The 17,467-nt window shown below is 62.0% G+C and carries 14 protein-coding genes; 8 read left to right on the top strand and 6 right to left on the bottom strand.

Annotated features, from left to right (window positions below):
- Positions 1-1,252 precede the first annotated feature (1,252 nt).
- The 3 genes from HDG34_RS00985 to HDG34_RS38810 are packed head-to-tail and all read right to left on the bottom strand — an operon-like array spanning position 1,253 to position 4,039.
- On the bottom strand, positions 1,253-1,936 hold the full coding sequence (locus tag HDG34_RS00985) for a hypothetical protein (RefSeq protein ID WP_184056987.1): 684 nt from the start codon (positions 1,934-1,936) through the stop codon (positions 1,253-1,255).
- Entirely contained in the window at positions 1,933-3,048 is a 1,116-nt protein-coding gene (locus HDG34_RS00980) for a hypothetical protein (RefSeq protein WP_184056985.1), read from the bottom strand. Before HDG34_RS00980 ends, HDG34_RS00985 begins: the two co-directional genes overlap by 4 nt.
- Positions 3,041-4,039, bottom strand: a complete 999-nt coding sequence (locus tag HDG34_RS38810; RefSeq protein WP_311734709.1) for a hypothetical protein — start codon at positions 4,037-4,039, stop codon at positions 3,041-3,043. Before HDG34_RS38810 ends, HDG34_RS00980 begins: the two co-directional genes overlap by 8 nt.
- Positions 4,040-4,561: 522 nt before the next feature.
- Here HDG34_RS38810 and HDG34_RS00970 point away from each other — a divergent pair.
- The 3 genes from HDG34_RS00970 (at position 4,562) to HDG34_RS00960 (ending at position 5,561) form a co-directional block, all read left to right on the top strand.
- A complete protein-coding gene (locus tag HDG34_RS00970) occupies positions 4,562-4,813 on the top strand; it encodes a FitA-like ribbon-helix-helix domain-containing protein (protein ID WP_184056983.1) in 252 nt (83 codons plus the stop codon).
- On the top strand, positions 4,810-5,232 hold the full coding sequence (locus HDG34_RS00965; protein ID WP_184056981.1) for a type II toxin-antitoxin system VapC family toxin: 423 nt from the start codon (positions 4,810-4,812) through the stop codon (positions 5,230-5,232). The genes HDG34_RS00970 and HDG34_RS00965 overlap by 4 nt, the downstream gene beginning before the upstream one ends.
- Before the next feature lie 101 nt (positions 5,233-5,333).
- Entirely contained in the window at positions 5,334-5,561 is a 228-nt protein-coding gene (locus tag HDG34_RS00960) for a hypothetical protein (RefSeq protein WP_184056979.1), read from the top strand.
- A 120-nt stretch (positions 5,562-5,681) separates the two neighbouring features.
- On the opposite strand, the gene HDG34_RS00955 is transcribed toward HDG34_RS00960, so the two are convergent.
- Genes HDG34_RS00955 through HDG34_RS00945 form a run of 3 tightly spaced genes read right to left on the bottom strand, consistent with a single transcriptional unit; the run spans position 5,682 to position 10,668 of the window.
- The gene (locus HDG34_RS00955) at positions 5,682-6,866 is read right to left on the bottom strand and encodes a porin (protein WP_090800656.1); all 1,185 of its coding nucleotides are present in this window, start codon (positions 6,864-6,866) and stop codon (positions 5,682-5,684) included.
- Between the two features lie 60 nt (positions 6,867-6,926).
- On the bottom strand, positions 6,927-9,362 hold the full coding sequence (locus HDG34_RS00950; protein WP_184056977.1) for a glycoside hydrolase family 31 protein: 2,436 nt from the start codon (positions 9,360-9,362) through the stop codon (positions 6,927-6,929).
- Between the two features lie 19 nt (positions 9,363-9,381).
- Entirely contained in the window at positions 9,382-10,668 is a 1,287-nt protein-coding gene (locus tag HDG34_RS00945; RefSeq protein ID WP_184056975.1) for an MFS transporter, read from the bottom strand.
- A 464-nt stretch (positions 10,669-11,132) separates the two neighbouring features.
- Here HDG34_RS00945 and HDG34_RS00940 point away from each other — a divergent pair, with 464 nt between their 5' ends.
- The 5 genes from HDG34_RS00940 (at position 11,133) to HDG34_RS00920 (ending at position 17,410) form a co-directional block, all read left to right on the top strand.
- A complete protein-coding gene (locus tag HDG34_RS00940; protein WP_184056973.1) occupies positions 11,133-11,480 on the top strand; it encodes a hypothetical protein in 348 nt (115 codons plus the stop codon).
- 192 nt (positions 11,481-11,672) lie between these two features.
- Positions 11,673-13,589: an extracellular solute-binding protein gene (locus HDG34_RS00935; protein WP_184056971.1), complete on the top strand. Its 1,917-nt coding sequence runs from the start codon at positions 11,673-11,675 to the stop codon at positions 13,587-13,589.
- A 49-nt stretch (positions 13,590-13,638) separates the two neighbouring features.
- Positions 13,639-14,676, top strand: a complete 1,038-nt coding sequence (locus HDG34_RS00930) for a microcin C ABC transporter permease YejB (protein ID WP_090800650.1) — start codon at positions 13,639-13,641, stop codon at positions 14,674-14,676.
- Positions 14,676-15,782 (top strand): ABC transporter permease, encoded by a 1,107-nt coding sequence (locus tag HDG34_RS00925; protein ID WP_184056969.1) that lies wholly within the window; start codon positions 14,676-14,678, stop codon positions 15,780-15,782. The genes HDG34_RS00930 and HDG34_RS00925 overlap by 1 nt, the downstream gene beginning before the upstream one ends.
- Positions 15,779-17,410 (top strand): ABC transporter ATP-binding protein, encoded by a 1,632-nt coding sequence (locus tag HDG34_RS00920; protein ID WP_184056967.1) that lies wholly within the window; start codon positions 15,779-15,781, stop codon positions 17,408-17,410. The genes HDG34_RS00925 and HDG34_RS00920 overlap by 4 nt, the downstream gene beginning before the upstream one ends.
- Positions 17,411-17,467: the final 57 nt, after the last annotated feature.

Genomic DNA, 17,467 nt, shown 5'->3' with positions numbered 1-17,467 from the left:
CCGGTGGAACCCGGGGCTGGCTTTACTGCCGCCAGTCTCCTGAGTTCGCGCCCGTGCGACTCAAGGAGCCGATGGCGGGCAAACGTCAAGGAAAAAGGCGAGGGAGGGGTGCGGGCAACACGGTCCCTCGCCCCTTGACGTTTGCCCGCCATCGGCTACTGTCGCGGGGTTCGGGCGGGAACTCAGGGGACTGGTGGATGTGAAGCTTCGGGTTTGACCGGGATGAGCCGCCGCGCGGCGAGCGCGAATGTGGAGGCCGCCTGCGGCCTTCACCTGACTGGGGGTTAAAGGTGTTGGGTGTCGGGGGTTGAGGTTTTGCACCAGGGATTGAAGCCCGCGAGGGCCGGGACGCCGCAGGCGGCCCGGTGCGAAGAATGAAAGCCCGCCCGCAGCGCAAGCGGAGGGGGTGCCCCGTGCGGGCGTTGGGATCGCAGTGACGTAGCTTCCGGCATCGTTGCTAGAATGCCGGACTGAAGAACGGACCGTTGCGACCCATGCCTTTGCCAGTCGATGTTGAACTGCTCGCGGATGTGAGCATGAATGCCCTGGATGCGACGCGACAGCGTGGCCAGATGTCCGGGCGTTCTCGCACCAGCGCTTTCACCGGATCCTGCATCAGGATCCGGGACCACGAATTGGTAGTGGTCGAAATTGGACCCTTCGGGCAGGGGCCGGGCCGTAGAGTGACCTTCCGCGCGCGATCGGTGGGGGCGGTCATCGCGCCGGCGGGTGCGACTCTCGATACGCGCTGGGGCATCTGCGAAGTGGTGGCCTGAATACAGGCGCGAGGTTGCGCACGACGTGCGTTCCGGCCGCGTGACCGTGCGCGCATGTACACGACATCAAGCGACGGGCTCAGTTCGCGCAGGTCTGCGCGGCGTTCGACCAGGTCGTGATGACGGCATTGGCGCCTGAGATTCAGCAGATCGGGGACGAGGCGCATTGCCCGTTCGGGGGCAAGCTGTCGGGAGGGCTGCGGGAGACCGGTTTTCCCGATCAGCGCCCAGGCGGTATGCGCAAGCCAAGAGCGAATTCGTGATACTCGCAAGCTGTGTTAAAGCGGACAGTAACACGAACACAGCAGAGAGGCGGGGCAATGACGGCAGGACGAACCACCATCCGGCTTACGATGAGTTCAGGCAGAACGGAGCAGCCTGCCATCCTGACGACCGTGTATCCACTTGACTTGAATGCGCATCTTAACGATGCGCAGCGTTTACGCCGCAGGATCGCGCAGCCCATAAGCGAATTCTCAAGGGCCCGCTAGCTGCTCCAGCAAAGCCGCCCGAACGGACGGCAGAGTGTCGGCTGGGGTATCGGCATCGATGCGGACAGTTCCGTTCCTTGACAGAATGAGCACGGTTTTGCGCGCCGCCGGCAATTTCAGTTGGACCTTCTCAATAACGTGCTTCTTGCCGTCGACGAGGCGGTTGGATGCACCCAATACATCTTTCGAACTGCGGACCAGTACCTTTGCCTCTACTCCGGGGGCCAGCTCAAGAGATCCAATTTGGAGTGAATCGACAAATCCATTAACGTTGAGAAATCTTTGCACTCCTTTGGCCCATTCTACGGCGTTGATCGATACTGGGCTAATAGCGAGGCCAAAATCAGTCGCTTCAGCAAGCCTGCTGATCATTGCTTGAACAGCTCTTGGTGCATCAATCAATTCGAGTCCAGGACCGTCGGCCGACGCCCGGAATTCGCACTGTTTGTATTCAACACGATGAAAGGACAGCTCCTTGCCAAACGGATCGGTGATTGTGTCATCGTACTCAACCCGTTCGACAAATCTTGCCTCGATATAGTCATCGCGAACCCGATCGATGACAAAACCTTCCGTTGAATCCTCCTCGAAACTCTTGGCCTTTAGCCGTTTGGCAAGCACTCGCATCGAGATAGGCCACTTGGCCTTCAGCCAACGGTAGCGCTTCATTTGTTGTCTCCATCTGGTTCGGCTGCCGATGTTTTTGCCAACAATTCCGCGAGCACTTTGCGCGCAGTTTCTTCGATCATGTCCAGCAATTGAGCTTTCTCGACCTCCTCGACCGGCCGGTTATGCTTGGTGTAGCTACCATTCTTGAATCTACGGGCACCGTGTACGGAGTACCTGAATCTCTTCGCTGCCTGTTTGTCCTCGAAGCCGGCGTCGAACTCAACAATGGAGTAGGGATCTACGGTCTGACGAGCCCTCCACGTGATGGATGTGATGAAGAATCCCTTTTCCTTCAACTCCTGATACATTTCCGATGCCACCAGATTCTCGCCGGTTAGTGCAACGTTTTCTACAACGCCCAGCATCTGTTCCGCGGCGTCTTCGACCTCTTCATTTTCAATGTCGAGATCGTCAACCTGTTCACTGTTGGAATGGGCAACCCGCAAACGCGAGACGTTCTCAAGCGGGAACTGCGGCAGCGACGAAATGAGGCGTGTGAAGAATGTCGTTCGATCTTCGGGAGAAGTAAGTTCGGTCAACTCAATTTCTTCAAGTTTGATTTCCTGCTTTGTCTTTTCCTCTATGCGCCCCTTAAGGTTCTCGACAATTGCACGGGCTTTATCGGTTGCTGGAAGCCGAAGTTCCATGCGCCCTTCCTTCTTCACGAACTCGATAGTGGCGTCTCTCTCCTGCCTCTGCAACAGCCTGGTCTTGGAGTAGTCGAAGTCCGAGTAAGTCACATTCATGACAAATCCCGCGGCGCCTTTTTGGTGGTGGTGGATTTTCTCCTGGGTCTCATCGTTTTGGTACTCTTCTACAACCTCCTTGAGCTCGGCAGGTGTGAGGTCGGTGTTGATACTTACCGTCGCCGTCTTTTCGCCCCGCTTGGACGTTTCGCGACGCTCAAGGATCCCACATACGTCAGCGTAGTCGTGTGTCAACATCGAGAGTCGTTCGGCCAGAGCTTCACGTGAGTCGCGCGGAGAACAGAACATTCCACGATCTCGTAAGAGTTCGTGCAAGACATTCTCAGTAATCTTTTGCTTTGCGGAGAGAATCAGATCGCGAATCTCGAGGTTAGTGGCGTAGTACAATTGGCTCAGGTCACGCATAATCCAATCCGATGTCGATCGAGGAAAAATCAGTGATGATTTGGGTCATCTTGGAGTACTTGATGCCCTTAACCTTAGCCGCAAGCTCCGTCGTTTGTGCATCGTCCCCGAGGCCTTCGATGTAGCGCTGCTTTGCACGTTGAAAGCGCGCGGAGGCAGCCGCATCCCCTTCAAGCATTCGCACCTCAACCTTCGTGGTCTCGTCAAGAACCTGATAGTGCCGCAAGTAATCTAGCAGGTACATAAACTCCTCCTCGGTGCTACCTGGACGACGGTAATACACGAGACAGCCACGCTCGCTATGACCCGATCCGTACTTGTACTCGAGGACGATCCAAGGTGACGTAAGCATCTCAAGCGTTGCAGCACGCGCCTTATCGGGCTGCAAATTCGCGCGTCCATCGAGCTGCGGATAGAAGTACTTGCAATACTGGGCACCCGGAAGCGTTGTTCCACCCGCAGCGCCTCGCAACTGTCGTATGTCATAGCGGACATTGTCGAGCCAGAAGATGTCTTCTGGACCGAGAACGAACAGTCTTGCCCCTGGGGGAAGGGGTAGGCGATCGTCCTTTACAGTGCTGAGATGGGCGGAAAAGTCTTTCTCGTAACCACCATCGTGGTTATAGACAAACAGGAGACCACACACGTCGGGAGTGACGTCGCCGTGCATGTACAGGTTGCGCCAAGTTTCGCTCTTCTCGGCGCAGGCGACTTGTTTCGCAAGACTTTCAACGGCTCCGTGAACAGCGTTAGCTGTGATCGTGCTCTTCGCGTAGCTCTTCAGGTCACAGTGGACGAATGTGCGCTTCAGCGAATAAGGCTCGTCGTAGTAGAAAACGACATCGGCTGGATGTGTGGCTACCTTGTGATTATCCGGGTCTTCGCACGGCCAGTTTTGGTCTTCCGGTCCAACTTTTTCCCAAAAGAACTCGGCGAACACCTCGTCAGATAGCTTCACCGCCATCTGCGCAATCTTGCTAGTTTCTGCCACGAAATTCCCCGTAGTGAATGCGACGTTCGTATTATCTGTGAACTGCTCGGCGCTAGCAGTGAACTCACGCCGTACCCGCCCGAGGCTCACGAGTATATCCAGGGTAGCACTAGCTCGGTAACGGCGCTGCGCCAGCTATGCCAGATCGCCAGATCAGGTCAGGTCGGCGATTCGAATGGCATAAGTCGGTGTGCTGTCAGCGCTCGCTTTTCGGATGGGCCGGCACCTCTTCAGCGATGGTGCGTGTCGATCATGGGGCTGAAGGCAAGACAGCTTGGCGATGCCTCACGACAAGCAAATTGATTGCAATGGAGCAGCGGTGCTCTGGAACGCCTATGGTAGCTACATGGTCTCCTCCGAGGCGCATCTAATAGCGATGATAAGCCTCGTAACCCCTATCAGATAAGGAGTTACGCCCAACGACAGATTTCTGCTCTCTGGAATTTCGAGTTGTCCAGATGCCGAGGTGGTTGAAAAGCTTGCCATCATTGATTAAAATGCCATCAATGATTGGAGGCGAACATGGCCAGCATGACAATTCGTAACATCGACGACCAGCTAAAGGCGCGTTTGCGCGTTCAGGCGGCGCAGCATGGACGGTCAATGGAGGACGAGGCTCGCGACATTCTCCGTGCGGCGCTCTCGACCGAATCGACCGGGGGGCAGCGCAACCTGGCTGAATCGATCCGGAGCCGGATCGAACCGCTTGGCGGTATCGACCTGGAGTTGCCCGAGCGCGATGCGATTCGGGAACAGATGGATCTGGGCGCATGATCGTCCTGGATACCAATGTTCTGTCGGAAACGTTGCGACCTCTACCCGACGCCAGAGTAATGGCGTGGCTTGCTGCCCAGCCGCGCGCGGCGCTTTTCACGACGACAGTAACCCGTGCCGAAATCCTTTACGGCCTTGGTCTCCTGCCGGATGGCACCCGGAGGAGAGCACTGTCCGCAGCAGTCGATGCGATTTTCACCGAGGATTTTAGCGGCCGGCTCCTGAGCTTCGACAGTGATGCCGCGGAGGAGTACGCCAGGATTGCGGTGTCGCGCAGAAACGACGGCCGGCCGATCAGCCAGTTCGACGCAATGATCGCTGCTACTACGCGATCCAGAGGGGCGGCGCTGGCCACACGTAATGTGAAGGATTTCACCGGGTGCGATATAGCCGTCATCGATCCGTGGGCGCTGTCCTGAATCGGGATTCGAACCGTCTTTCGGCAGGTTGAAATCGGGAATCGGGCCGTCCCCGACAGCGAAAAAACGAGGCTTTTTGAATATGGGTAGAAGTATGGGTAGTGGAAAAGCGTTTTCTCAGAGCCTTTCTGGTCAAGGGTTTGCGGGCGATTTTGCATCCCTCCGTCTCCGCCAGCAATGGTGGCGAAACCCCGCAGAGTCTAGGCTCTGCGGGGTTTTTGTTTTTGCGCGGCTTGATTTTGATCTCGCTCGATACTTCAGCGATGTCAGCGGCATTCCCAGCCCTCCAGCGTGTGACCACGTCCTACGTGAATAGGCAGGTCTGCTGATCAATGCATGGCGCCGTTAGGCCGCCACGCTGGTCCGCAGAAAACCGCGCCAGATCCGGCGCGGCAGGCAAGGAGTCCGCATGACTGATCCCGTCGTGCCGCTGACCGAGACCGCCTCGCTTAGAACGCGTGCCGCAACCCCACCATGCCGACGAACTGAGACGGACCCGATGACGGCGTCGTGTTCTGCGAGTCGCCGACCACCGCGACCGCGTCGGCGATGGTCACACCGCTGCCCGACGAGATCAGCGACTTGCCGCCTGCATGCTGATAGGCCTCGAGCGCGTACAGCGTGGTGCGCGTCGACAGGTTGTAGGTCTGTTCGAGCGAGATCTGATGATAGTGCGCCGGATCGCTGATGCCGTTCGCCTTGCTTGCCTGGGTGAAGCTATAGCCGCCGCCGACCGTCACGCTCGGCGTGATCCGGTACGTCGCGATCGCCCCGTACGTGTTGAACACGGCCTTGTCGAAGAACAGCGAGCCGTGGCCCGGCGCGTACTGCACATTCGAGTAGTTGAGGCCCACCATCAGATCGTGCCACGTATAGCGACCCGCCGCGGCGAACAGCTGCGCGCTGCGCGCGCTCGCGTAACCGTTGTTGACCGGCGAGTTGATCGCGAAGCTGCCGAGCGCCGCGCTCGTCGAAATGTCCTTCAGCTTCACGTAGCCGGCTGCGAGCGACACGGGCTGGAAGTCATAACGCAGCGCCGCGCTGAACAGGCTGCCGTTCGCGACGCTGCCGGGCACGCCGCCGAGACCATACTGCGCGCTTGCCTGCAGGCCCCCGATCGTCGGCGATAGGTAGGTTACCGAATTATTGAAGCGCAGCGTCGTGTCGAGGGCGTCGAGATCGCCGGGGTGCGCGCCGGTCGCGCCGGTCAGCACGCCGGTCGGTCCGAGCGCGCCGACCATCTGGAAGTAGGGTGTGTACTGGCGGCCGAGCGTCACCGTGCCGTAGCGGTCGTTCGCGAGGCCGACATAGGCCTGGCGGTTGAACAGGTAGCCCGCGGTGCTTTGCGCGCCAGTCAGCGAATTGAAGCCGCTCTCGAGCCGGAAGATCGCCTTCGTGCCGCCGCCGAGATCTTCCGAGCCGAGGAAGCCGAACTTGCTCGCCTGCAGGTTGCCCTGGCTCATATAGAAATTCGAATGCCCCTTCTGGTTGCTGGCATAGGCGAACGCATTGTCGACGACGCCATACAGCGTGACGCTGCTTTGCGCCGATGCGCTGGTGGACAACGCGGTGCCCGCAAACGGCAGGCAGCAGAGGACGAACGCGCGGGTGCGCGCGCGCTGGTTTATTTTCATGTTGGGATGTCTCCAGACTGATGGGTCGGCCTGATCCCTCAGGCCGGTGCGGTGTGTTGTTCAGTGCGGCACCGAAATCGTCAGGCAGCGCCAGCCGTGCGCGGTGTGATCGGTGACGAGCGTGCCGTTAGCGCAGACGACCGCGCGTGTTTCGCGCATCGGCACGAACACGCGCACTTGCGGCTGCACGCGCGGCATCCATTGCGAACGCTCTAGCGTCACCCGCAAAGTGTTTGCGTCGCCCGTCAGCGCGACGTTCCAGCGGCCTTGCTCGCCGTCGCGCCAGGCTTCGGTCTCGCCGTCGTCCTCGATCGAGCCGCCTTGCGCGGTGCCCGCGTCGGCATACGGCACCGCGAGGAATGCGCGTTCGTCGGCAGGGCGGCCAAAATGCTGCTCGGCGATGTTGAGCGGAATCACGCTGCCTTCACGCAGCAGGAACACCGGCCGCTCGAACGGCGCGGGCAACGTGACGGTCTGGCCGCCGTCGAATGTTTCGCCGCTCCAGTACGACACCCAGCGCGAACCGGCCGGTAGATACACGGCGCGCGTGCTCTGGCCCGGATCGACCACTGGCGCGACCAGCATCGACGAGCCGAGCATCATGTCGTCGCCATCGACGAGGCAGCGCGGATCGTGCGGAAACTCCGCGAACAGCGGCCGCAGCACCGGCTCGTACGCGCTATGCGATTGCCACAGCAGCTCGTAGAGATAAGGGATCAGGCGATAGCGCAGCTTGATCAGGTCTGCCACGTGCCGCGTGACTTCGGGATGCATCCACGGCTCGTTGACGGTGCCGTCGTCGTTCCACGAGTGAATCGAAAAGCGCGGCAGGAAGATGCCGAACGCGACCCAGCGCGCCAACAGCTCCGGCTCCGGCGCCGGACCCGAGAAGCCGCCGATGTCGTGACCGCTATTCGACACGCCCGACATCGCGAGCCCGAGACCCATCTTCAGATTGAAGCGCAGCGTTTCCCACGACGTGTAGTTGTCGCCCGACCACGTCTGCACGTAGCGATGCATGCCGACGCCGCCCGAGCGCGACACGAGGAACGGGCGCCTGTCAGGCGCGTGCTCGCGCTGCGCGTCGTGCGACGCGCGCATCATCAGCTGCGTCTGCAGCACCTTCGCCTGGTGTGCCGGATACGGCTTGCCGAAGCCGCGCGCGATCGCATGCGGCGACCAGATCTCGAACTCGTTGTTGTCGTTCCAGGTGGCCGCGATGCCGTATTTGAGCAGTGCGTCCTTCACGCGAGCTTTCCACCAGTCGATCGTCGCGGGATTCGTGAAGTCGAGGTACGCGCCGACTTCGTCCCAGAACTGCACCCATGCGGGCTCGCCATCGGGCGCTTCGATCAACAGGCCGGCGTGGGCGACGTCGTCGAACGCTGGGTGGTCTTGCAGCAGACACGGCTTGATGTTCGCGCACAGACGCACGCCGTGATCGAGATAGCTCCGCACGAAGCCGTCGATGTCCGGAAACTTGTCGTGATTCCAGTTGAACACGTAGCGCTTCGGCCCGATCGACGTATAGCCCGACGACAGATGGAACGAATCGCACAGCACGTCGTGTTCGCGGCAACGCTCGATGAATTTGCCCATCTGCTGTTGCGCGTCCGGCGCGTCGGTATAGCTCATCGTCGAGCCCGAGTAGCCGAGGCCCCACTTCGGCATCCACGTGGGACGTCCGGTGAGCCACGTGAAGCGGCGCACCGCGTCGAGTGGCGAGCCGGGCGATGCGATGAAGTAGTAGTCGAGATCGCCATGCTCGGCGATGAAGTGCCGATAGTGGCCGTGATAGTTGTCGAGCTCGCGCCCCATGTCGAAGCGGCAATCGGCGAGCGTGTCGTAGAACAGGCCGAAGCCCGTCGACGTCTGCGGCTGCCACGTCACGTAGAACGGGATGTGCTTGTACAGCGGGTCCGTGGTGCGCGCGCTGTAGCCCATCGCGTCGATGTTGCGCATCTCGTAGCTTTGCCGCGCGCGATCGAGCGAGCCGGCACGCTCGCCGAGGCCCACGTACATTTCGTCGCGGCGCCGCTCGACGTAGTGATAGACGCGCGAGTCCCACCAGCCGAAGTTGTACGCCTGGGTCTTGCGATCGCTCATCACGCGATGCCATGTGCCTTCGTGCAGGATGTCCCAGGCGCAGGCGCCGCCTTCGAGCGCCACGCTCACGCGCACGCGCGCCGTTTCGATCACGATGTGACCGGCTGCTTCGTTCACCGTGAACGGCGGCGGCGTGAAGCCGCTCAGGTCGCGGCGCTCGCGGCCTTCGAGCGGCACGTCGTCCATCCCGGGCGCGATCGCCCATGTGCGCGGGCCGCGCGTTTTGCCGTCCGGCAGCACGAGCACGCGGATGATGTCCTCGGCGAGCACGAACAGCTCGATGCGGCAATTCGGCTGCGCGCTTAGCACGACCGGGTTGGCCGCCGGGTTGCCAGCGTGGGAGACGAGCGCGAAGCGCGGCGGATATTTGAGATTGATATGTGAACGCATGATGAGTCTTCCAGGAAGGTCAGGCAGCCGTGTTGACGCTCAGTTCGGCGCGGCGCGCGCGGCCGTGGCGCGGCACACCGCGCATCAGGATGATCAGCAGCGTCGCGCCGATGATGTCGAATGCGCCGAGCGCACCGAACAGCGGCGTGTAGCCGATCGAATCGGCGAGCGCGCCGACCATCAGCGAGAAGCCGAGGCCGCCGATCCACGCGGCCATGCCCGCGAAGCCGGCGACGGTGCCGACTTCGCCCGGATCGAATACGTCGGCGGCGAGCGTGTTGACGAGCGCCGAGATCATCTGGTGCGCGAAGCCGCCGACGCAGAAGAGGGCGATGGCCTGGTAGGGCGACGCGACGAGACCGATCGATGCCGGCCCGATCATCATCAGCGCGCCGAGCACGACGCCCGAGATGCGCGACCAGATCAGCGGCACGCGAAAATGCTTCATCAGGAATGGCGACAGATAGCCGCCGAACAGACCGCCCAGGTCCGCGGCGAGAAACGGCAGCCACGCGAACATCGCGATCTGCTTCAGATCCATATGACGCTGCGTGGCGAGATACAGGGGAATCCAGAAGCTGAACGTCTGCCACGCGGGCTCGGCGAAAAAGCGCGCTTGCGCGATCGCCCAGAAGCGGCGCGTGCGCAGCACTTCACGCACGCTCGCGCGGCGCGCGGCGGGCGGTGCCTGGCCTTCGACGATCGCGGCGCGCTCGGCATCGCTCACGCGCTTGTGCTCGGCGGGCGAGCGGTACAGCACGAACCATGCGGCGGCCCACACGAAGCCGAGCGCGCCGGTCACCGCGAACGCGCTCTGCCAGCCGTAGCGCAGCGACAGGAAAACGACGAGCGGCGGCGCGAGCAGCGAGCCGAGCGAGGTGCCCGCATTGAAGTAGCCGACCGCGACGGATTTCTCGCGATCGGGAAACCATTCGGCGACGACCTTCATGCCGGCCGGAATCGCGACCGCTTCGGACAGGCCCATGAAGCCGCGCAGCGCCGCGAGCGAAAACCAGCTGCCCGCGAAACCATGGAACACGCCGGTCAGCGACCACAGGCACGCGAACAGCGCGAAGCCGAGGCGCAGGCCGATCAGATCGATGATCAGGCCGCAGACGGGCTGCATCACCGTATAGCCGACCTGGAACGCGCCGACCACGTACGAGTACTGCCGCGTGTTCATGTGCAGCAGTTTCATCAGCTCGGGCGCCATCACGCCGAGCGCGTTGCGCGACAGATAGTTGACGATCGTCCCAACGCACACGAGGGCGATGATCCACCAGCGCAATCCCTTGATCGTTTTCAAAATCAGTCTCCGTGGCGCATTGAGCGGTTGCTTCCGACGCAGTGCTCGGGCATGCGCGAATTCGAACATTTATTGGTTTTCAATGGCAGTCATCCTATCACTTGGAAACGACCTGGATATCGGGGAAAACCATAGGCGGTGCCACGTGATTCCTTGATTTTTCTCGATAATTTAATATTTTTTTTGCCACGTCTCCGAGCGGTGATCGGATGACTGTGGTGAGGAATATCGAACAGATATGTTCTTTCGAACTTTAAAATGTTCGTTTTCGGGATGTCAGTCAGGCCGCGAGCCGGCGCCCGCGCGGAGGGTGCTTTTCACCGCCGTCTGGCGTGTGTAACCAGACATTACGCCGCCGCCGGCGAGGCGATTTTCAGCATCAGTTATTACAAAGTTGAAATACGCGTGTTGCTGCCTTTGCGTTATATTTCCGCCAACAAAACATGTTCCTACAAAGGTGATCAATGAAGTCCGCTCGTCTTGTTCCGCTTGTGTTCGGCGTGTTGACGTTGGCTGCATCGGGTGCCGCGATGGCCGCGGGGCTCAACGTTGGGGTCAATATCGGCATTCCCGCGCCGGTCTACGTCGCACCGGCGCCGGTCTACGCACCGCCGCCGCCTCCGCCGCCGCCCGTCGTCTATCAGCCGGCTCCCGTGTACTACGGCGGTCCGCAAATCGTGATCGGCTGGCATGGCGACCGTTACTGGGACGGCCATCGCTACTGGGCGCGCAACGACTGGTATCGCCACCATCCGCCGGGCCGCGGCGACTATGCGCGGGGTCACTACGACCAACATCGCGGCTGGCACTGAGTCGCCACTGCGTCAGCGCTGAAGCGCGCCAACCGGCCGCAGCGATGACAGAACCGCCCTTGGAGGGCGGTTTTGTTTTTTGTGCTGAAACATCCGTCGCTGACGCATTTCGTCGCAGTCGCCCGCCAGATCGCGCAAGCTAATTGGGTAGAATCCCCCACATCGCCACTGCCCATTTACCAGCACGACTCCATGACAACTGGCTCGCGACGGGTTCAAACGCCTGAGGGACTTCGACACAGCGTGATCCACGGACCCTTGCGCGCCGCGCTCGCCGTCGCGTTGCTGTGCGCGAGTCTGCTCGTCGCGCCGCACGCGCATGCCGCGCATGCGATCGCGCAATACGGCGAGCCCAAATATCCGGCCGGCTTCAAGCACTTCGACTACGTCAATCCCGATGCGCCGAAAGGCGGCACGCTCGTGCTCGCGAACCCGAGCCGTCTAACGAGCTTCGACAAGTTCAATCCGTTCACTCTGCGTGGCAATGCGGCGCCCGGCCTCGAATTGATGTTCGAGAGCCTGACGATCGGCAGCAGCGACGAAGTCGCGTCCGCCTACGGGCTGCTCGCCGACGACATCGTCGTCGCGCCCGACGGCCTGTCGGTCACGTTTCACATCAATCCGCGCGCGCGCTTTTCGAACGGCGACCCTGTGACCGCCGACGACGTCAAGTTCTCTCTCGACACGCTGAAGAGCCCGCAGGCCGCGCCACAGTTCGCATCGCTTTTCAGCGAGATCAAGCGTGCGGTCGTCGTCGATCCGGCCACGGTGCGCTTCGAGTTTCGCGATCGCGATCGCGAGTTGCCGCTGCTCGCGGGCAGCATGCCGGTGTTCTCGCGCAAGTGGGGGATGAAGCCCGACGGCAGCCGTGTTCCATTCGACCAGCTCGCATTCGAAAAGCCAGTCGGCAGCGGGCCGTATCTGATCGACAGCTACGACAACGGCCGCACGATCACGTTCAAACGCGACCCGCACTATTGGGGCGCCGATCTGCCGGTGCGCGTCGGCATGAACAACTTCGATCGCATCGTCTACAAGCTGTATGCCGATAGCACCGCGCGGCTCGAGGCGTTCAAGGCTGGCGAGTACGACGCGCTGGTCGAATATATCGCGCGCAACTGGGTGCGGCGCGACGTCGGCAAGAAGTTCGACAGTGGCGAGTTGATCAAGCGCGAGTTTGCGCAGCACAACGGCACCGGCATGCAGGGCTTTTTCCTGAACACGCGCCGGCCGCTGTTCCAGGATGTGCGGGTGCGCAAGGCGCTCGATCTCGCGCTCGACTTTCAGTGGCTGAACCGCCAGCTGTTTTTCAACCAGTACACGCGCATCGACAGCTATTTCGCCAATACCGAATGGCAGGCGAAGGGGCTGCCTTCGCCTGGCGAACTCGCGCTGCTGGAGCCGTTTCGCGCCCAACTCGACCCGGCGGTATTCGGGCCGCCGCCGAAGCAGCCCGATACCGATCCGCCCGGCTCGCTGCGCGCGAATCTGCTGCAGGCGCGCGATCTGCTGCAGCAGGCCGGCTGGACCTATCGTGACGGCGCGCTGCGCAACGCGAAGGGCGAGCCGTTCCAGTTCGAGATACTCGACGACTCGGGTTCGGCCTCGTCGATGGAGCCGATCATCGCGACCTTCACGCGCAATCTGCAAAAGCTCGGCATTACCGCGAACTTCCGCACCACCGACTTCGCGGTCTATCAGAAGCGGCTCGACGCATTCGACTTCGACGTGACGACGATTCGCATGCCCGACGTGCAGGTGCCGGGCTCCGAGCAGATCACCCGCTTCGGCAGCAAGGCCGCCGATACCCCCGGCTCGGACAACGCGATCGGCCTGAAGTCGCCGGCCGTCGACGCGGTGTTGAACGCGCTCGTGCATGCGCAAACGCGCGAGCAACTGACCGATGCCGCGCACGCGCTCGACCGTCTGCTGATGCATGGCTACTATGTGGTGCCGCACTGGTACAGCGGCACCCATCGCGTCGCGTTCAAGCGCGGGCTCGCGTGGCCGAAGACTTTGCCGCTGTACTATGGTGCGGAGGGCTGGATCACGACGATGTGGTGGTACGAGGATCCGCGGGCGCGCACGCCCACGGGCAGCGCCGACTGATCCGCAGATCCATCGCCCCCACCAACGCGTTCGCACTGGAACACCGCCTATGTGGAGCTACATCCTCAAACGCCTGCTGCTGATGATCCCGACGCTGCTCGGCGTGCTGACGCTGACCTTCGTCGTGATCCAGTTCGTGCCGGGCGGCCCCGTCGAGCAGATGCAGCACGAACTGCGCAAGGGCGCGGAGGGCGCCTCGCCGTTCGGGCTGCGCTCGCATAGCGGCGTCGATGCGCAACAGATCGCGCAACTGAAGCAGCTGTACGGCTTCGACAAACCGCCGCTCGAACGCTACGTGCTGATGCTCAAGCGCTTCGCGACCTTCGATCTCGGCCAGAGCTATTTCCGTCACCAGAGCGTATTGTCGCTGATCGTGTCGAAGCTGCCGGTGTCGATCAGCATCGGCCTGTGGACGTTCTTTCTCACCTATCTGATATCGGTGCCGCTCGGCATCGCGAAGGCGGTGCGCAACGGCTCGCACTTCGATATCGCGACGAGCCTCGTCGTGCTGGTCGGCTACGCGATTCCGGGCTTCGTGCTCGGCGTGCTGCTGCTCGTGCTGTTCGGCGGCGGCACGTTCCTGCAGCTGTTTCCGCTGCGCAACCTCACTTCCGACAACTGGGACCAGTTGAGCCTCGTCGGCAAGATCCTCGACTATCTATGGCATATCACGCTGCCGATCACGGCGTCGGTGGTGGGCAGCTTCGCGGTCGTCACGATGCTGACGAAAAACGCGTTCCTCGACGAAATCCGCAAGCAGTACGTGCTGACCGCGCGTGCCAAAGGTTTGTCCGAGCGGCGCGTGTTGTGGAAGCACGTGTTTCGCAATGCGCTGCTGCCGCTGATCGTCAATTTCCCGGGCGCGTTCATCGGCGCGTTCTTCACCGGCAGCCTGCTGATCGAAACGCTGTTCTCGCTCGACGGGCTCGGGTTGCTGTCGTATGAATCGGTGATGCGGCGGGACTATCCGGTCGTGCTCGGCACGTTGTATCTGTTCACGCTGATCGGCCTCGTCACGCGGCTGATCTCCGACCTTTGCTATGTGTGGGTCGATCCCCGCATCCAATTCGAACAACTGGAGCGCTGATGAATCGAGCCCGGCTTTCCGCCGACGCGGCGGCGCGCACCGAACCGGCGCGGGCACTGATGTCGCCGTCGCCGGCGCGTCGCGTGTGGCAGCGTTTTCGCCAGCAGCGTCTCGGCTACTGGAGCCTGATCATCTTCGTCGTCGCGTTCGCGGCGAGCCTCGTGGGGCCGCTGTGGTCGAACGACAAGCCGGTCGTCGTGCGCTACGACGGCCATCTGTATTTCCCGCTCGTCAAGACCTACGCCGAGACCACCTTCGGTGGCGACTTCCCCACGCCGGCCGATTATCTCGATCCGTACATCCGTCACCGCTTCGATGCGCCGGGCAACTTCGCGCTGTATCCGCCGAATCATTACTACTACGACACGCTCAATTACTTTTCGAAGACGCCCAACCCGGCGCCACCGTCGCGCGAGAACTGGCTCGGCACCGACGATCGCGGCCGCGATCTGTTCGCGCGTCTGCTGTACGGCTTCGGCGTGTCGGTCGTGTTCGGCCTCGTGCTGACCGTGATCAGCACGATCGTCGGCATCGCCGCGGGGGCGGTGCAAGGTTACTTCGGAGGGCGAACGGACATCGTCGGGCAGCGTCTGATCGAGATCTGGAACGCGATGCCGCAGCTCTATCTGCTGATCATCTTTTCATCGATCTTCGAGCGCAGCTTCGCTCTTTTGATCGTGCTGCTGTCGCTGTTCAACTGGATCGGCCTGTCCGACTACGTGCGCGCCGAGTTCCTGCGCAATCGCCAGCAGGACTACGTGCGCGCCGCGCGCGCGATGGGCCTGTCGCATTGGCAGATCATGTGGCGTCACGTGTTGCCGAACAGTCTGACGTCGGTCATCACGTTCCTGCCGTTCAGCATGAGCAGCGCGATTCTCGCGCTGACGAGTCTCGACTTCCTCGGCCTCGGCGTGCCGCCGCCGACGCCGAGCCTGGGCGAACTGCTCGCTCAGGGCAAGGCGAATCTCGACGCGTGGTGGATCTCGGTGTCGACCTTCGGCGTGCTGGTGGCGATGCTGCTGCTATTGACCTTCATGGGCGACGCGCTGCGCAACGCGCTCGACACGCGTATCTCCGATGCGATACACGCCGGAGGTGGTCAATGAGCGCGCTGCCGCAAATCGATCCGCGATCGACGGACACGCCGCTGCTCGAACTCGACCATCTGCGTGTCGCGTTCGGCGACACCGTGGCCGTCGACGACGTCACGCTCGCGATCGCGCGCGGTGAACGCGTCGCGCTCGTCGGCGAGTCGGGCTCGGGCAAGAGCGTGACCGCGCTGTCGGTGCTGCGCCTGCTGAACGACGCGCAGGTGAGCGGGGCGATCCGCTTCGATGGCAAAGATCTGCTCGCGAAGAGCGAGCGTGCGATGCGTGGCCTGCGCGGCTCGGACATCGCGATGATCTTCCAGGAACCGATGACCGCGCTCAATCCGCTGTATACGATCGGCGACCAGATTGCGGAAACGATCGTCGTGCATGACGGCGTCAGCGCGACCGAAGCGTGCAGGCGGGCGGTCGCGCTGCTCGCGCGCACCGGCATCACCGAGCCGGAGAAGCGCATCAACAGCTACCCGCATCAGCTCTCGGGCGGGCAGCGGCAGCGCGCGATGATCGCGATGGCGCTCGCCTGCCGGCCGCGCCTGTTGCTCGCCGACGAGCCGACCACCGCGCTCGACGTGACGATTCGCGCGCAAATCGTCGAGCTTCTGCTGGAACTGCAGCGCGACGAAGCAAAAAAGCGCGGCATGGCCGTGCTGCTGATCACGCACGACCTGAACCTCGTGCGTCACTTCGCGCAGCGCGTCGCGGTGATGGAGCGAGGCGTGCTGATCGAAACCGGCACGGTCGAGCAGGTGTTCGAGGCGCCGCGCCATCCGTATACCCAGCGGCTGCTCGCGAGCCGGCCGCAGCGCGAGGTCGTGCCGGTGCTGCCGATCTCGCCGGTGCTGCTCGAAGCGCGCGATGTGGCGGTCGACTTCAGAACGAAACTGACCGGCCTGCGTGGCTGGTTCGGCGCGGGGCGGTTTCGCGCGGTCGACGCGGCGAATGTGTCGGTGCGCCAGGGCGAGACGCTCGGGATCGTCGGTGAATCGGGATCGGGCAAGTCGACGCTCGCGATGGCACTGCTCGGTCTGCAGCGCACCGCGCATGGCGAGATCCAGTTTCAGGGCAGGGCGCTCGCGAGCTATCGCGGCGCCGAAAAGACCGCGCTGCGCTCGAATATGCAGGTCGTCTTTCAAGACCCTTTTAGTTCGCTTTCGCCGCGGCAGACGATCGAGCGGATCGTCGGTGAGGGGCTCGCGCTGCATCGGCCGCAGATGACTCCGCAGGCGCGGCGCGACAAGGTCGTCGCGGTGCTGCGCGAAGTCGGCATCGACCGGACCGCGCTGTATCGCTACCCGCATGAATTTTCGGGCGGGCAGCGGCAGCGCATCGCGATTGCGCGCGCGCTGGTACTGGAGCCGCGCGTGCTGATCCTCGACGAACCGACCAGCGCGCTCGACGTATCGATCCAGCAGCAGGTGCTCAAGCTGCTCACCGGTTTGCAGCACAAATACAACCTCGGCTTCGTATTCATCAGCCACGACCTGGAAGTGATCGGGGCGATGGCGCACCGAGTCGTGGTGATGCAAAACGGATCGATCGTCGAGACCGGCGAAGTCGAGAAAATTTTTGCTGCACCCGTGCATCCTTACACGCGAAAGCTGCTGAAAGCGGCGCTTGATCGTTGATTTTTCACCCTTTCCCCAATTGAGTGCGTCTGTCGATTGATTTTTCCTATTCCTTTT

It is taken from the genome of Paraburkholderia sp. HC6.4b (assembly GCF_014200875.1).
GTDB classification, from domain to species: domain Bacteria; phylum Pseudomonadota; class Gammaproteobacteria; order Burkholderiales; family Burkholderiaceae; genus Paraburkholderia; species Paraburkholderia tuberum.
The sequence above is the reverse complement of the archived record's forward strand: the minus strand, read 5'-3'. Positions and strand labels throughout refer to the sequence as shown.

What these genes read in the sequence shown, in the direction of transcription:
- HDG34_RS00985 (WP_184056987.1), bottom strand. Translation starts at nt 1,936, where the DNA reads ATGAAGCGCTACCGTTGGCTGAAGGCCAAGTGGCCTATCTCGATGCGA.
- HDG34_RS00980 (WP_184056985.1), bottom strand. Translation starts at nt 3,048, where the DNA reads ATGCGTGACCTGAGCCAATTGTACTACGCCACTAACCTCGAGATTCGC.
- HDG34_RS00970 (WP_184056983.1), top strand. Translation starts at nt 4,562, where the DNA reads ATGGCCAGCATGACAATTCGTAACATCGACGACCAGCTAAAGGCGCGT.
- HDG34_RS00965 (WP_184056981.1), top strand. Translation starts at nt 4,810, where the DNA reads ATGATCGTCCTGGATACCAATGTTCTGTCGGAAACGTTGCGACCTCTA.
- HDG34_RS00955 (WP_090800656.1), bottom strand. Translation starts at nt 6,866, where the DNA reads ATGAAAATAAACCAGCGCGCGCGCACCCGCGCGTTCGTCCTCTGCTGC.
- HDG34_RS00950 (WP_184056977.1), bottom strand. Translation starts at nt 9,362, where the DNA reads ATGCGTTCACATATCAATCTCAAATATCCGCCGCGCTTCGCGCTCGTC.
- HDG34_RS00940 (WP_184056973.1), top strand. Translation starts at nt 11,133, where the DNA reads ATGAAGTCCGCTCGTCTTGTTCCGCTTGTGTTCGGCGTGTTGACGTTG.
- HDG34_RS00935 (WP_184056971.1), top strand. Translation starts at nt 11,673, where the DNA reads ATGACAACTGGCTCGCGACGGGTTCAAACGCCTGAGGGACTTCGACAC.
- HDG34_RS00930 (WP_090800650.1), top strand. Translation starts at nt 13,639, where the DNA reads ATGTGGAGCTACATCCTCAAACGCCTGCTGCTGATGATCCCGACGCTG.
- HDG34_RS00925 (WP_184056969.1), top strand. Translation starts at nt 14,676, where the DNA reads ATGAATCGAGCCCGGCTTTCCGCCGACGCGGCGGCGCGCACCGAACCG.
- HDG34_RS00920 (WP_184056967.1), top strand. Translation starts at nt 15,779, where the DNA reads ATGAGCGCGCTGCCGCAAATCGATCCGCGATCGACGGACACGCCGCTG.